Annotated in this window: 11 protein-coding genes; 2 read left to right on the forward strand and 9 right to left on the reverse strand. The window is 72.9% G+C overall.

Annotated elements, in window-relative coordinates; translation table 11 throughout:
* The 6 genes from ACFFHC_RS10110 to ACFFHC_RS10135 form a co-directional block, all read right to left on the reverse strand.
* Positions 1-239: leucine zipper domain-containing protein (locus tag ACFFHC_RS10110; RefSeq protein ID WP_379805141.1), on the reverse strand; the 239-nt coding region annotated here is incomplete at its 3' end.
* Between the two features lie 133 nt (positions 240-372).
* Complete coding sequence (locus ACFFHC_RS10115) at positions 373-765, reverse strand: hypothetical protein (protein ID WP_070705277.1); 393 nt, start codon at positions 763-765, stop codon at positions 373-375.
* Positions 766-1,002: 237 nt separating this feature from the next.
* Positions 1,003-1,320 (reverse strand): rhodanese-like domain-containing protein, encoded by a 318-nt coding sequence (locus tag ACFFHC_RS10120; RefSeq protein WP_070705276.1) that lies wholly within the window; start codon positions 1,318-1,320, stop codon positions 1,003-1,005.
* A gap of 202 nt (positions 1,321-1,522) precedes the next feature.
* Positions 1,523-2,467 (reverse strand): DNA-formamidopyrimidine glycosylase family protein, encoded by a 945-nt coding sequence (locus tag ACFFHC_RS10125; protein WP_101850121.1) that lies wholly within the window; start codon positions 2,465-2,467, stop codon positions 1,523-1,525.
* Positions 2,460-3,584, reverse strand: coding sequence for an App1 family protein phosphatidate phosphatase (locus ACFFHC_RS10130; RefSeq protein WP_379805148.1), 1,125 nt, complete (start codon positions 3,582-3,584; stop codon positions 2,460-2,462). Before ACFFHC_RS10130 ends, ACFFHC_RS10125 begins: the two co-directional genes overlap by 8 nt.
* Complete coding sequence (locus ACFFHC_RS10135) at positions 3,577-5,397, reverse strand: AMP-dependent synthetase/ligase (RefSeq protein ID WP_070703209.1); 1,821 nt, start codon at positions 5,395-5,397, stop codon at positions 3,577-3,579. The genes ACFFHC_RS10130 and ACFFHC_RS10135 overlap by 8 nt, the downstream gene beginning before the upstream one ends.
* A 116-nt stretch (positions 5,398-5,513) precedes the next feature.
* Here ACFFHC_RS10135 and ACFFHC_RS10140 point away from each other — a divergent pair, with 116 nt between their 5' ends.
* Both ACFFHC_RS10140 and ACFFHC_RS10145 read left to right on the forward strand, forming a co-directional pair.
* The gene (locus ACFFHC_RS10140; RefSeq protein ID WP_379805153.1) at positions 5,514-7,859 is read left to right on the forward strand and encodes an MMPL family transporter; all 2,346 of its coding nucleotides are present in this window, start codon (positions 5,514-5,516) and stop codon (positions 7,857-7,859) included.
* Between the two features lie 91 nt (positions 7,860-7,950).
* Positions 7,951-8,709 (forward strand): hypothetical protein, encoded by a 759-nt coding sequence (locus ACFFHC_RS10145; RefSeq protein ID WP_379805157.1) that lies wholly within the window; start codon positions 7,951-7,953, stop codon positions 8,707-8,709.
* A 19-nt stretch (positions 8,710-8,728) separates the two neighbouring features.
* On the opposite strand, the gene ACFFHC_RS10150 is transcribed toward ACFFHC_RS10145, so the two are convergent.
* The 3 genes from ACFFHC_RS10150 to ACFFHC_RS10160 all read right to left on the reverse strand — a co-directional run bounded on the left by ACFFHC_RS10150 (position 8,729) and on the right by ACFFHC_RS10160 (position 13,024).
* A complete protein-coding gene (locus ACFFHC_RS10150; RefSeq protein ID WP_141494243.1) occupies positions 8,729-9,355 on the reverse strand; it encodes a hypothetical protein in 627 nt (208 codons plus the stop codon).
* A 15-nt stretch (positions 9,356-9,370) separates the two neighbouring features.
* Positions 9,371-11,317 (reverse strand): acetate--CoA ligase, encoded by a 1,947-nt coding sequence (gene acs / locus ACFFHC_RS10155; RefSeq protein WP_379805161.1) that lies wholly within the window; start codon positions 11,315-11,317, stop codon positions 9,371-9,373.
* A 156-nt stretch (positions 11,318-11,473) separates the two neighbouring features.
* Positions 11,474-13,024, reverse strand: a complete 1,551-nt coding sequence (locus ACFFHC_RS10160; RefSeq protein WP_070703205.1) for a long-chain-fatty-acid--CoA ligase — start codon at positions 13,022-13,024, stop codon at positions 11,474-11,476.
* Between the last annotated feature and the right edge of the window lie 269 nt (positions 13,025-13,293).

A 13,293-nucleotide genomic window follows, 5' to 3' on the forward strand; every position in this document is an offset into this window, starting at 1 on the left:
TTCACGATCTTCTTCACCACCGCTGGTGGGGTCTTGGTCGGCATCACGTGGGGCCGGCTGGTGCGATCTGTCATTCCGGCCGCTCCCTCGGCCCGGTACCGGGCAGCCCACTTGCGGGCCGTGGGCGGTGAGACCAAGAACATCTTGGCTGCCACGGCCACTGGCCAACCCTCCTGGACGATGAGCTTGGCCAGGCGCAAACGAGCGCGAGGAGTCAGAGCAGCGTTAGCGTGGGACACGAAGGCCTCCTAGGTGCGTGCAGCGGTTCTTAGACAGCTCCACTCTCGCAACAGGAGGCCTTCACCTGTCAGCGAGTCACGCAACAACGTCCCTGGACATCACACCTAGGCCGCGTCATCGAGGGGTGGTAGGTCACCCCTTGCGCCGCACGACCAGCACGCCTCCGTCACCCTGCGAGGCCGTGAGCCGGGTCTCGGACTGAAGGGTCCCCAGCCCCGTACCCCCACAGAAGTCCACACGATCACGCGAGAGACCCTCGACCTGCACCGTGGACCCCCGCTCGACCACCAGCCACTGACGCCCCTCGTCCGTCTCTGACCAACCCGCCTCCGACAAGGCACCCTTCGCCTCGGGACCCAATTCGGACACCCGGTCGTAGGGGCACACCACGTGGACGTCGCCGGCATCCTCACCCAAGGAACTCCCCACGGTGAACTCGCCATCCTCGGCCTCGGCGACCAGCGAGTCCTCGAACGAGGAGGAGCACCCCGTGGCAACCGAGGCAACCACCAGGGCAAGAGCCATGCATGATATCGACCTAAGCACCCTTGGCCACCTTCCCAAGAAAAATCTCAACAACCACGACGACCTCTCTTCAGAGGGTGGTCAACTTCCCAGATCGCGCCAACTGTTCACCTTCTGCACGGAAGCCGGGATGGTTCTCCGCAGTACGGAGGCGTCATCGAGGGGTGGGCCGGAGGTGCGGCGAAGGTTTCCGGAGAACTGTGCGGAACCCGGAGAGTCCTGCGGCCCGGCGGCCCGTCAGATGACCTGCGGCTCCCCGGAGTCGGCCACCATCGCCTTGCCCTGCTCGCCCCACAGGCGCATGCCGCCGTCGACGTTCACCACGTCGTAGCCCTGGGCCTCCAGGTACTGGGCAGCCCGGGCGGAGCGGCCACCGGAGCGGCAGATCACCGGCAGCGGGCCGTCGGTCTCGGGCAGCTCGCCCATGCGGGCGGCCACGTCGCCCAGCGGGATGTGCACGGCGTTCGGCGCGTGGCCGGCCGCCCACTCGTCGGGCTCGCGCACGTCCAGCACCACGGCGTCGTCGGACAGGTCCTGCGGGGTGATGTTCTCCATGCCCTCAGCATCGCAGGTGCGCCGGCCGCATGCCCCGCCCACCGTGGGCAACCGGTTGACCTGGTGACTGTCGCGGGGTCAACCGGTTGCCCACGGTGCGCCGCAGGGGTCAACCGGTTGCCCACGGTGCGTCGCAGGGGTCGACCGGTTGCCCCTCGGGCTGCTCCCGGCAGTCTGTGCCCGGCAACCCGCGCCCGGCCGGCTACTTGACGAACCTGCTCGTGCTCCGGTCGGCCAGCACCTGCCCGCCGGTCTGGCAGGTGGCGCAGTACTGCAGCGAGCTGTCGGCGTAGGTCACCTCGCGCACCACGTCGCCGCACACCGGGCACGCCTCCCCGGTGCGCCCGTGCACAGCCATGCCGCCACGCTTGCCGTCCTTGAGCTCCTCGGGCGCCGACCCCACGGCCCGCTCGGTGGCCGCCACCAGCACCCCGTGCACCGCCTCGGCCAACCGCCCCACCTCGTCGGCGCCCAGGCTCGCCCCCAGCGCGAACGGGCTGAGCCGCGCCGTGTGCAGCACCTCGTCGGACCACCCGTTACCGATGCCGCTCACCACCGACTGGTCACGCAGCACCCGCTTCACCTGCGTGCGCCGGTCGGCCAGCACGCCGGCCCAGAACAAGTGCCGCTCCTCCGCCGTGGTCGACGCGGTGACACCCACCTCCCCGGTGGCGGTGTCCACGGCCACCAGCGGCGGCGACTCCAGCGGCGGGCGCAGGCTCACCGCATCGGGCCCGAGCGAGGTGAGCTGCTCCACGGTGGTGAGGTCGTCGGTCATCCACACCGACAGACCCTTGCGGGTGCCGGCCTCGGTGAGGTCGAAGCCCGAGCCGTCGTCGAGCGTCACCCGCAGCGCCACCGGCGACTTCCCGCCCGGCCGCAGGCGCGTGCGCGGCACCTGCTCGTGCCACTGCACCCACCCGGCACGCATGAGGTGCACCACCACGTGGGTGCCGTCCACCACCACGTCCAGCAGCTTGCCGTAACGGCGGACCCCGTCCACCGGCCGCCCGTGCAGCGACTGCGGCAGCACGTCCACCGTCTTGAGCGCGCTGAAGCTGGCCAGCGCCACGTCGGCCACCACGCGGTCGGCCAGCCGCTCGCCCAACGAGACGGCCAGGCCCTCCACCTCGGGCAGCTCAGGCACGCGGGCCCTCCACCGCAGCGCGCGGCTCCCCGGGGGCCGGCGCGCCCCCCTCGGCGCGGCCACCCACAGCGCGCAGCAGCTGCGGCAGCAGCCCGAACCCGTCGCCCGCGGCGAGGACCGGCACCCGCCCACGGTGCTTGCGCACCAGCTCGGCGAGGGCGATGGGCAGGCCCCGGCTCAGCGTCTGTTCGATGACGGTGAGCTGCCGGATGGCGATGGCCGCCACGTGCCCCGGGTGGGCATCGGCGAACTCGTCGTAGATGGCCGGGTCGTGCTGGCCGTCGTCGCCCACGAGCACCCAGCGCACGTCCGGGAACTCGCGGGCCAGGCGCTGCAGGTGGCGGGTCTTGTGCTCGCGCCCGGAGCGGAACCACCCCGTGTTGGTGGGGCCCCAGTCGGTGAGCAGCAGGGCGCCGGCCGGGAAGTCGTGGCGGCGCAGGAAGCGGTGCAGGAACGGCTGGGTGTTCCACGCGCCCGTGGAGAGGTAGAAGACCGGCGCCCCCGGGTGCGCGGACAGCACCGCCCGGTAGGCGTCGGCCATGCCCGGCACCACCGTGCGCGCCTGCTCGGTGAGCACGAAGGTGTTCCACGCCGCGATGAGGGGGCGCGGCAGGTGCGTGCTGATCACCGTGTCGTCGATGTCGCTCACCAACCCGATGCGGGCAGCCGGGTCGGCGATGTGCACGTCCGCCTCCGCGGTGGCCCCGCCCGGGCACTCGAAGGTCACCCGGTGCGTGCCCGGCGGCAGGCCGTGGCCACCGACGACCTGCTCCACGTAGCCGCCCCGGTCGGCGCGGGCCATGATCGTGGCCGCACCCAGCGTGACCTTGACGGGCACCCCCGCATCGGGGGCGCTGACGAAGGCCCGCCACCCGCGGCGGGTGAGGAACTGCTGCACGTCGGCCACCGTCGCCGGCAGGGCGCCCGGACGCTCCGGGCGGCGCAGCTGGATCCGCGCGTAGACGCGGGCGGCCTCGGTGGTCCCGTACCCGGTGAACGCCGCCGGGTGGGGCAGCCAGCCCCGGGAGCGCAGCACGTCAGCCACCCGGCCGCGTATGCGGTTCTCCCAGCGCGCCGCGTAGTGCGGCTTGGCCGTGGCCAGCTGCTGGTCAGTCACGGAACGGGGAGGTGTTCTTGCCGTACATCGCCTCGATCTCCTGCGCGAAGTGCTCCATCACCACGTGGCGGCGCACCTTGAGGGAGTTGGTGATCTCCTCCTCCTCCAGCGAGAAGTCCCGCGGCAGGATGGTGAACTTCTTGATGGCCTCGGCCTTGCTCACCGACCGGTTGGCGCGGTCCACGGCACGCTGCACCACCTCGCGCACCTGCGGGTCGTCCACCAGCTCGGACACCGGCACGACCTCGCGGTGGTGCTCCTTGAGCCACTCGGGGACCTGCTCCTCGTCGAGGGTCACCAGGGCCATCACCGTGGGGCGTCCGTCGCCCACCACCATCGCCTGGCTCACCAGCCGGTCGCCGCGGAGGATGTCCTCCAGCGGGCCGGGGGCCACGTTCTTGCCGGCCGCCGTCACGAGGATGTCCTTGGCCCGGCCGATGATGCGCAGGTAGCCGTCCTCGTCCACCTGACCCAGGTCGCCGGTGGAGAACCAGCCGTCGTCGGCCAGCACCTCGGCGGTGGCCTCGGCGTTGTTCTCGTAGCCGGTGAACACGTGGCCGCCCCGCACCTCGATGACGCCCTCGGCGTCCAGGCGGGCCTCGAACCCGGGCAGCGGCACGCCCACGGTGCCGATCTTCTGCATCGAGGGGCGGTTCACCGCGGCCGCCGCGGAGGTCTCCGTGAGGCCCCAACCCTCCAGGACGTTCACGCCCATGCCGCGGAAGTAGTGGCCCAGGCGCTCCCCCAGCGCGGCCCCGCCGGAGATGGCCCACACCAGCTGCCCACCGAACGCCACCTGCACCTTGCGGTAGACGAGGCGGTCGAACAGGGCGTGGCGGGCGCGCAGCACCACCGGCACGCGGCCGGAGTCCAGGGCACGCGAGTAGGCGATGGCCACCTTCGTGGCCGCCTCGAACACCTTGCCGCGTCCCGCACGGGTGGCCTTGAGGTGCGCCGACTCGTAGATCTTCTCGAAGACACGCGGCACGGCGAGCACGAAGGTGGGCCTGAAGACCGGCAGGTCCTTGGTGACGCGGGCGATGTCGGAGTGGCCCGTCCGGGCGCCGGCGCCGATGACGGCGAAGTGCACCATGCGGCCGAAGACGTGCGCGAGCGGCAGGAAGAGCAGGGTGGAGGCCTCGTCCTCGAAGAGCTCCGGCAGGCCCTCGTAGGCGGCGGTCACCTCGTCGATGAAGGCGCGGTGCGGCAGCATGCACGCCTTCGGGCGGCCCGTGGTGCCCGAGGTGTAGATGAGGGTGGCGAGCGTCTCCGGCTGCAGGCCCTCGCAGCGGCGGTCGATCTCGGCCTGCTCCACCTCGGCGCCGCCGGCGATGAGCTGGTCGAGGTCCTCGGTGACCTTCCCGTCCATGGCCCAGACACCCTGGAGCTCCGTGCCGGCCGCTGCGGCCGCCGCGCGGGCGGTGGCCGCCATCGCATCGGACTCCACGAGCGCCCAGGTGACGCGGGAGTTCTCCATGATCCAGGCCAGCTGGTCGGTCGAGCTGGTCTCGTACACCGGCACCGTGACGGCCCCGGTGGAGAGGATGGCGAAGTCGAGCAGCGCCCACTCGTAGCGCGTCTTGCCCATGAGCACCACGCGGTCCTCGGGCTCCACGCCGGCAGCCACCAGCCCGCGGGCCACGCTGTTGACGTGGTCGAGGAACTGCTGCGCGGTGAGGTCCACCCAGGTCTGGCCCTGGCGGCGGTTCACCAGCACGCGGTCGGGGAACTCGGCCGCGGTGCCGTGGAGGAGTCCGGGCAGGTGCTGCGGCGGAGTGTCCTTCCACCAGGTGGTCATCGTCGACGTGGCCATGGGGGGCAGCGTACTTGTCCGCCCCCTGCCGCGGGGGTGGCGCACGGGGAGTGTGGGTCACGATTCGGCCACGACTCGCACCGCGGATGAGGCGGGCACCCTGAGAGAATCCGGTCATGTCGGCCACCCGCGCTCCCCGCCCCACCGGTTCCACCACCCAGGAGGGTCCGCAACCGGGCACGGGCCGCGCCCACTGGCCAGAGCCGGAGGGCCACACCAGCGAGGCGGTGACCGGCCCGGCCACGTGGTTGACCGGCCGCGTGACAGCCCCGCTGGTGGCCCTGCTCATGCTGGCCCTGGCCGCGGCCGCGCTGGTGCTGCTGCCCGGTGCCGGCAGCGCCAACGCCCCGGCGGCCCTGCCCGAGGACGCCGAGTCCGCCCAGGTCTCCCGGGTGCTGGAGGGCTTTCCCGGCGGTGACACCGCCCCCGCCGTGGTGGTCGTGACGACCGAGGACGGCGGCCGCCTGGACGAGGCGACCCTGGGCGCGCTCGGGAAGACCGGGCCCGACCTGCTGGAGGCCCTACCGGCCGACGCCCGCCCCGACGACGCCCGGGTGACCGGACCGCTGCCCAGCGAGGACGGGAAGGCGGCCCTGCTGGTGGTACCGGTGGTCTCCGACGCCCTGGACGCCGACGGCCCGGAAGTCGTGCAGGCGCTCCGCGACGCCACCGACGGCCTGGCCCCCGACACCACAGCCGAGGTGACCGGTGCGGCCGGTTTCGCCGCCGACGTCTCTAACGCCTTCGCCGGGGCCGACGTGCGGTTGCTGCTGGTGACTGCGGCCGTGGTGGCGGTGCTGCTGCTGGTGACCTACCGCTCCCCCGTGCTGTGGCTGGTGCCGCTGGTGGTGGTGGCCCTGGCCGACCGGGTGGCCGCACTCGTGGCCGGAACCCTCACCGAGGCCACCGGCCTGGCCTTCGACGGGTCCACCTCCGGCATCACCAGCGTGCTGGTGTTCGGTGCCGGCACCAACTACGCCCTCCTGCTGGTGAGCCGCTACCGCGACGAGCTGCGCGACACCCCCGAGCACCGATGGGCACTGGCCCGTGCGTGGCGGGCGGCGCTGCCCGCCATCGGGGCCAGCAACCTCACCGTGGTGCTCACGTTGGCGCTGCTGGTGATGGCGGTGCAGCCGGCCACCCGCTCATTGGGCGTGGCCGCCACCGTGGGCCTGCTGGTGGCGGTGCTCTTTGCGCTCACCCTGCTGCCGGCAGCGCTGGCGGTGTGCGGCCGTGGCCTGTTCTGGCCGTTCGTTCCCCGCCCCGGCCAGCCCGACCGCACCGAGTCCGGCCCGTGGCACCGCATCGCCACCGCCGTGGTTCGCCGCCCGGCGACGGTGCTCGTGGCCTCGCTGCTCGTCCTCGGCGCGATGGCGCTGGGCCTGGTGGGCACCCGCATCGGGCTCTCCCAGGCCGACCAGTTCCGGGTGGCGGCCGAGTCCGTGGCCGGGTTGGAGACCCTGGAGGAGCACTACCCGGCCGGGGCCGCCACCCCGTTGGACGTGCTGGTACCGGTGGAGGAGGCGCCCGCCCCCCGGGAGCCAGGAGACGGCCCGCCGGCGGGTGGTGACCAGGCCGGCCCGCCCCCGGGTGCGGACGAGGCGGGTCCCCCCGCGGGCCAAGAGGGCGGCCAGCCGGGGACTCCCCCGGCCCCCGAGACCGCCGAGGTGCTCACCGCGGTGGACGGCGTGGAGGGCGTGACCGGCGCCCGCCCGGGTGAGGCCGCCACCGTAGACGGCCGGACCTGGCAGCGGGTCCAGGTGACCTTGGACACCGCCCCCGCCAGCGCCGAGGCGCGATCGGTGGTGGAGTCCGTGCGCGAAGCCGCCTCCGGTGCCGCCGCTGGCACCCTGGTGGGCGGCAGCGAGGCCCAGGCTGTGGACCAGCGCGCCGGCGTGATCCGCGACATGACGGTGATCCTGCCGCTCATGTTGGTGATGGTGCTGGTGGTGCTCGTGGTGGTGCTGCGCTCGCTGGTGGCGCCGGTGCTGCTGGTGCTCATCAGCGTCATCGGGTCGTTGGCGGCGATGGGGGCGGGCGCCCTGCTCAGCGAGCACGTCTTCGGCTTCCCGGCGCTGGACATCTCCGTGCCGCTGTACGCCTTCCTGTTCCTGGTGGCCCTGGGCATCGACTACACGATCTTCCTCGTGGTGCGCGCCCGGGAGGAGCTCGTGGCCGGCCGGCGCCCCGACACCCCCTCGGCGATGGTGCGGGCCGTCGCGGCCACCGGCGGGGTCATCACCAGCGCCGGCATCGTGTTGGCCGCGGTGTTCGTGGTGCTCGGCGTGCTGCCGCTCATCACCCTGACGCAGGTGGGCATCATCGTGGGTCTGGGCATCCTCGTGGACACCCTGCTGGTGCGCACCGTGGTGGTGCCGGCCGTGGTCGACCTCGTGGGCGACCGGGTCTGGTGGCCCGCCCGCCCCGGCGGCGTCGGACAGGGCGACGAGGACCGCGACTGACCCCGCACCGCGCGGACCCGCCGCGGGCCCCTGCGTCACGGTTCGGCCACACTCCCCGCGCACAGCGCATCGGGCGTGGTTCGATCAGCCCGTGAACGAACGCGCACGCGAGATCGCGACGGCAGCCGGAGTCGTGGGTGGCCTGGCACTGGGCCTGACGGTGCTCCAGCAGGTGGACCCGGGGCGGGACGTGGTGTGGCTCGAGGGCGATGCCGGCAGCCGCACCGCCGTGGACGGGGTGGCGGACGGGACCGTCACCGTGCCGGGCCTGGTGTGGGTGGAGGTGCCCGGGTGCACCATCGGCCGTCCGGGGCGGGAGGTCCGCGACGAGGTGCGGGTGGAGGACGTCCGGCTGGTCGGCGCCCAGGGGCTCACCCTCGAGCGGGTCGTGGTGGACTCCTCGCTCAACCCGGACGAGCTGGGCGACCACCCCAGCGCCGGCCGCGGCTCCGGGTGGCCGGTACGGGACCACGTCGTGTCCTACGGCGACCGCCTCGCAGCCTGCGGCGAGGGCGAGCAGGCCGAGACGCCGCCCACCCGCATCCACCTGGTGCTGCAGGCACAGGACCCGGGCGCCGACCGCCTGCCCTCCTTCACCGGACTGGACGTGGACTGGCGCCAGGGCTGGCGCAGCGGCACCGAGCGCCTCGCCGTGGCCCACGCCTTCTGCCCCGAGGGGCGGGACCGGAAGGACTGCACCGCACAGTGGGGGAAGGGTGCCGAGCAGCGCACCGAGCAGCACGAGGCGTGGCTCGGGGTCTCCGGTGAGCCGGCGTCCCGTCCCTTCGGGGAGCAGGGGGAGGTCACGGACATCGAGGGCATCCCGGACCTCCGGGAGGGGCTGGACTGACGCCGGGACCGACCCGGGCTCAGAACAGCTCGTAGTCCTGGGAGGCCAACCGGAACCCGCGGTGGTCCGAGAGCCGCACGCACTGCACACCGGACTTCTTGCTCGCGCAGCGGAAGTCGAACGCCTCGAGCTGGTGGCCGTAGGGCAGCACCGCGTGCTGGATGCTGTTGATGCGCACCACCTCGCCGCCGGGCACCCGCCGCACCCACTCGCCGTCGTTGCGCACCTGAGCGTCCACGAAGCGCGAGCTGCGCGAGCAGGTCCACTGCGGGCGGTCACGGTAGAGCTCCACCGTCGGCTCCACGCAGTCCGCGGCGTTGACCACCGTGTGCTGGTAGCTGGTGTTGCGGATGTCGCAGGTGACGCCCTGCTCCTCGATGAGGCAGGCGACGTTCTCCGAGGGCATGAGGAAGCCGACGCGCTGGTGCGACTCCAGCGGCGTCAGCTTCCTCGTCTCGGACGCGCGCGGCGGGATGGACACCGGCGCGTCGTCACTCGTCTGCGTGCTCGCGTCACCCGGTGTGGTCACCGGGACGGGCTCCACGGTCGGGGGTGTCGTCCCCGGCCCCCCGCTGCAGCCCCCCAGCAGCACCATGGACAGCACCCCTGCCGCGAGTCGCCCGAGGCAGCGTGGGGTGCTGTTCATGGGGCCTCCGAGGGGTCAGCGGCGACGGAGCGCATCCATCACCGACGGGTCCGCCAGCGTCGTGACGTCACCGATCTCCTTGCCCTCGGCCAGGTCACGCAGCAGGCGACGCATGATCTTGCCAGATCGCGTCTTGGGCAGCTCCGGCACGACCGTGATGTCCCGCGGACGGGCGATCGGGCCGATCTCCTTGCTCACGTGGGCGCGCAGGTCGGCCACCAGCGCGTCATCATCGCCGCCCTCGCCGCGGGACTCGGCGGCCTCGCCTCGCAGGATGACGTAGGCCACCACGGCCTGGCCGGTGGAGGGGTCGGTGGCACCCACCACGGCGGCCTCGGCCACGGCGTCGTGGCTCACCAGGGCCGACTCGATCTCCGAGGTGCTCAGGCGGTGGCCGGAGACGTTCATGACGTCGTCCACGCGGCCGAGCACCCAGATGTTGCCGTCCTCGTCGCGCTTGGCGCCGTCACCGGCGAAGTACATGCCCTCGAAGCGCGACCAGTAGGTGTCGCGGAAGCGCTGCGGGTCGCCCCACACGCCGCGGAGCATGGCCGGCCACGGCTCGCGGACCACGAGGTAGCCGCCCTCGCCGTTGCCCACGGATCGGCCCTCCTCGTCGACGACGTCCACAGAGATGCCGGGCACCGGGGTCTGCGCGGACCCGGGCACCAGCTCGGTGACGCCCGGCAGCGGGGCGATCATCATGGCGCCGGTCTCGGTCTGCCACCAGGTGTCCACGATGGGGGCCGTGCCGCCGCCGATGTGGTCGCGGTACCAGGTCCACGCCTCGGGGTTGATCGGCTCGCCCACGCTGCCCAGCAGGCGCAGCGAGGACAGGTCGTACTGAGCGGGGATGTCGTCGCCCCACTTCATGCACGCGCGGATGGCGGTGGGCGCGGTGTAGAGCACGGTGACGCCGTACTTCTCCACGACCTCCCACCAGCGCCCCTTGTGCGGGGAGTCGGGGGTGCCCTCGTAGAGCACCTGGGTGACGCCCAGCGCCATCGGGCCGTAGACGATGTACGAGTGGCCGGTCACCCAGCCCACGTCGGCGGTGCACCAGTACACGTCCTGGCCGGGCTTGAGGTCCAGCACAGCCTTGGCGGTGTACGCGGCCTGCGTGAGGTAGCCGCCCGTGGTGTGGAAGATGCCCTTGGGCGTGCCCGTGGTGCCCGAGGTGTACAGGATGAACAGCGGGTGCTCGGCCGGCATCGGCTGGGCCTCGTGGTGCGGGGAGGCCGACTCCATGGCCTCGTGCCACCACAGGTCGCGGCCGTCGTGCCAGCCGACGTCCTCGCCGGTGCGGCGCACGACCAGCACCTTCTTGACCGTGGTCTCGCCCTCGCCCAGCGCCTCGTCCACGTTGGGCTTCAGCGCGCTGGTCCTGCCCTTGCGGTAGCCGCCGTCGGCGGTGATCACCACGGTGGCCTCGGCGTCACGGACACGGGCCCGGATGGCGTTGGGCGCGAAGCCGCCGAAGATCACCGAGTGGGTGGCGCCGATGCGGGCGCACGCCAGCATCGAGACGACGGCCTCGGGAATCATCGGCAGGTAGATGGCCACGCGGTCGCCGGCCTTGACGCCCAGGTCGGTGAGCACGTTGGCGGCGCGGGAGGTCTTCTCCAGCAGCTCGCGCCAGGTGATGTCGCGGGTGTCGCCCTCCGGCTCACCCACCCAGTGGATGGCCACCTCGTCGCCGCGGCCGGCCTCCACGTGCTGGTCCAGGCAGGCATACGCGGCGTTCAGCTCGCCGTCGGCGAACCAGCGGGCGAAGGGGGCCTCGGACCAGTCGAGCACCTGGGTGAAGTCCGTGCGCCACGGGAGCAGGGCGCGCGACTGCTCGGCCCAGAAGGCCTCCCGGTCGGCGGCGGCGCGCTCGGCGTCCTGGGCCGACACGTTGGCCCGCGCGGTGAACTCCTCGCGGGGGGCGTAGGTGCCCGGGGCGTGCTGCTCGGGGGTCATGGTTCCTCCTCGTGGCGGCGCAGGCCGCCGATGGTGGTGACTGCCCCCAGCGTAGGCACGGCGCCACGGCGCGGGCAGCCCGGGGCGGAGCGGGGTGGGGACGAGCGGCGCCCGGGGACGGGCTCCCGCATCGGGCTGTGGACGGGCTGGTCCCACTCAGTGGAGCTCGCGCTTGAGGATCTTGCCGGTGGGTCCCTTGGGCAGCTCGGGCAGGAAGTGCACGTGGCGCGGGTACTTGTACGCCGCCAGCTGGGCCCGGGTGTGCTGGCGCAGCGCGTCGGCCAGCGCGCGGGCGGCGGGCGACTCCGCGTCGGCGAGGTCCCCCGCGCCGAGCACGCCGGGGCGGGGCACGACGAAGGCCGTCACCTCCTCCCCCAGCTCCGGGTGCGGGGTGCCCACCACGGCGGCCTCCAGCACGTCCGGGTGCTCGTACAGCACCTCCTCCACCTCCCGCGGGTACACGTTGAGGCCACCGCGGATGACCATGTCCTTGACCCGGTCCACGATGCGGAAGAAGCCGTCCTCGTCGACCGTCGCCAGGTCCCCGGTGTGGAACCAGCCGCCGCGCACCGCCTGCTCGGTGGCCTCGGGGTTGCGCCAGTAGCCGGCCATGACGTTCTCCCCGCGGACGCACAGCTCGCCGGCCTCCCCCGTGGCCACGGGCTGGTCGGTGACCGGGTCCACCACCTGCATCTCCACACCCCGCACCGGGTGGCCGATGGTGCCCGGGCGGGTGCGCCCCGGGTGGTTGAAGCTGGCCACCGGGGAGGTCTCCGAGAGCCCGTAACCCTCCAGGATCTCGGCGCCGAACTCGTCCTCGAAGGAGCGGATCGTGTCCAACGGCAGGGAGGCGCCGCCCGAGACGCAGGTGCGCAGGGTGGACAGGTCGACCGGGGGCTCGCCGGCCTCACGACGGGCGCGGGCGGCGGCCACCATCGCGCCGTACATGGTGGGCACGCCCTCGAACACGGCCACCCGGTCGCGCTCCACCATCGCCAGGGCGGTGGCGGCGTCGAAGCGTGGCAGGAGGGTGAGCGTGGCACCGGCGAGCACGGACAGGTTGAGCGCGCAGGTCATGCCGAACACGTGGAAGAGCGGCAGGCAGCCCATGACCACCTCGCCCGGCTCCACCTGGATGAGGGTCTCGTGGGTGGTGCGCACGTTGGAGAGCAGGTTGGCGTGGGTGAGCTCGGCGCCCTTCGGCCGGCCCGTGGTGCCGGAGGTGTAGAGGATCACCGCCGGGTCCTGCGGGTCCTTCTCGACGACCTCGGTGACCGGGTCGCCGAGGAACGGCGCCAGGCCCGATGCGGGGTCCACGAGGTGCGCGGTCACGCCGTGGCGGGCGGCCACGCCGGCGACGTCGCCGCCGAGGGCAGCCCCGGCATCACCGCCGAGGGCCACCACGTGCGTGGCGCCGGAGTCCTTCAGGTAGTGGGAGATCTCGCGGTCCTGCAGCAGGGGATTCATGGGGACCACGACGGCGCCCAGCGAGAGCGCGGCGTAGTAGAAGGGCACGAACGGCACGACGTTGGGGAGCATGAGGCACAGCCGGTCGCCGGGGCCGAGGCCCTGGGCGCGGAGGTACCCGGCGACGGCGGCGGTGGCGCCGTGGAGCTGCGCATAGGTGAGACGCGTGTCGTCCTGGATGAGGGCGGTGCCGTCGGGGTGCCGCGCGGCTGTCTGGGTCAGGAGGCTGGCGATGTTCATGGGGGGCAGTGGACCACCTCGGGGGCTGCGGGCGCGAGGGGGTGGGGTTCGGCGGCCGGCCCGGCTGGCCGGCTGTGGACGGGACGGGATGGGCGCTGCTCGTCCACATGTCCGATGAAGGGGTTGCTTTGAGTAGGTTGTGTGTACTATTCTGGGGGTAGTTGATCGGACGGGGGTCCGGTCACGGGGCACGTCGGAAGGGGGGCGTGGTGGGCGACAGGTTCGAGTACGTGGGATCCGGGGCGGGGTGCGCCCCGGCGGTGGGTGTT

The organism is Kytococcus schroeteri (genome assembly GCF_042433515.1).
GTDB classification, from domain to species: Bacteria; Actinomycetota; Actinomycetes; order Actinomycetales; family Dermatophilaceae; genus Kytococcus; species Kytococcus schroeteri.

What these genes read in the sequence shown, in the direction of transcription:
- ACFFHC_RS10115 (WP_070705277.1), bottom strand. Translation starts at nt 765, where the DNA reads ATGGCTCTTGCCCTGGTGGTTGCCTCGGTTGCCACGGGGTGCTCCTCC.
- ACFFHC_RS10120 (WP_070705276.1), bottom strand. Translation starts at nt 1,320, where the DNA reads ATGGAGAACATCACCCCGCAGGACCTGTCCGACGACGCCGTGGTGCTG.
- ACFFHC_RS10135 (WP_070703209.1), bottom strand. Translation starts at nt 5,397, where the DNA reads ATGGCCACGTCGACGATGACCACCTGGTGGAAGGACACTCCGCCGCAG.
- ACFFHC_RS10140 (WP_379805153.1), top strand. Translation starts at nt 5,514, where the DNA reads ATGTCGGCCACCCGCGCTCCCCGCCCCACCGGTTCCACCACCCAGGAG.
- ACFFHC_RS10150 (WP_141494243.1), bottom strand. Translation starts at nt 9,355, where the DNA reads ATGAACAGCACCCCACGCTGCCTCGGGCGACTCGCGGCAGGGGTGCTG.
- acs (WP_379805161.1), bottom strand. Translation starts at nt 11,317, where the DNA reads ATGACCCCCGAGCAGCACGCCCCGGGCACCTACGCCCCCCGCGAGGAG.
- ACFFHC_RS10160 (WP_070703205.1), bottom strand. Translation starts at nt 13,024, where the DNA reads ATGAACATCGCCAGCCTCCTGACCCAGACAGCCGCGCGGCACCCCGAC.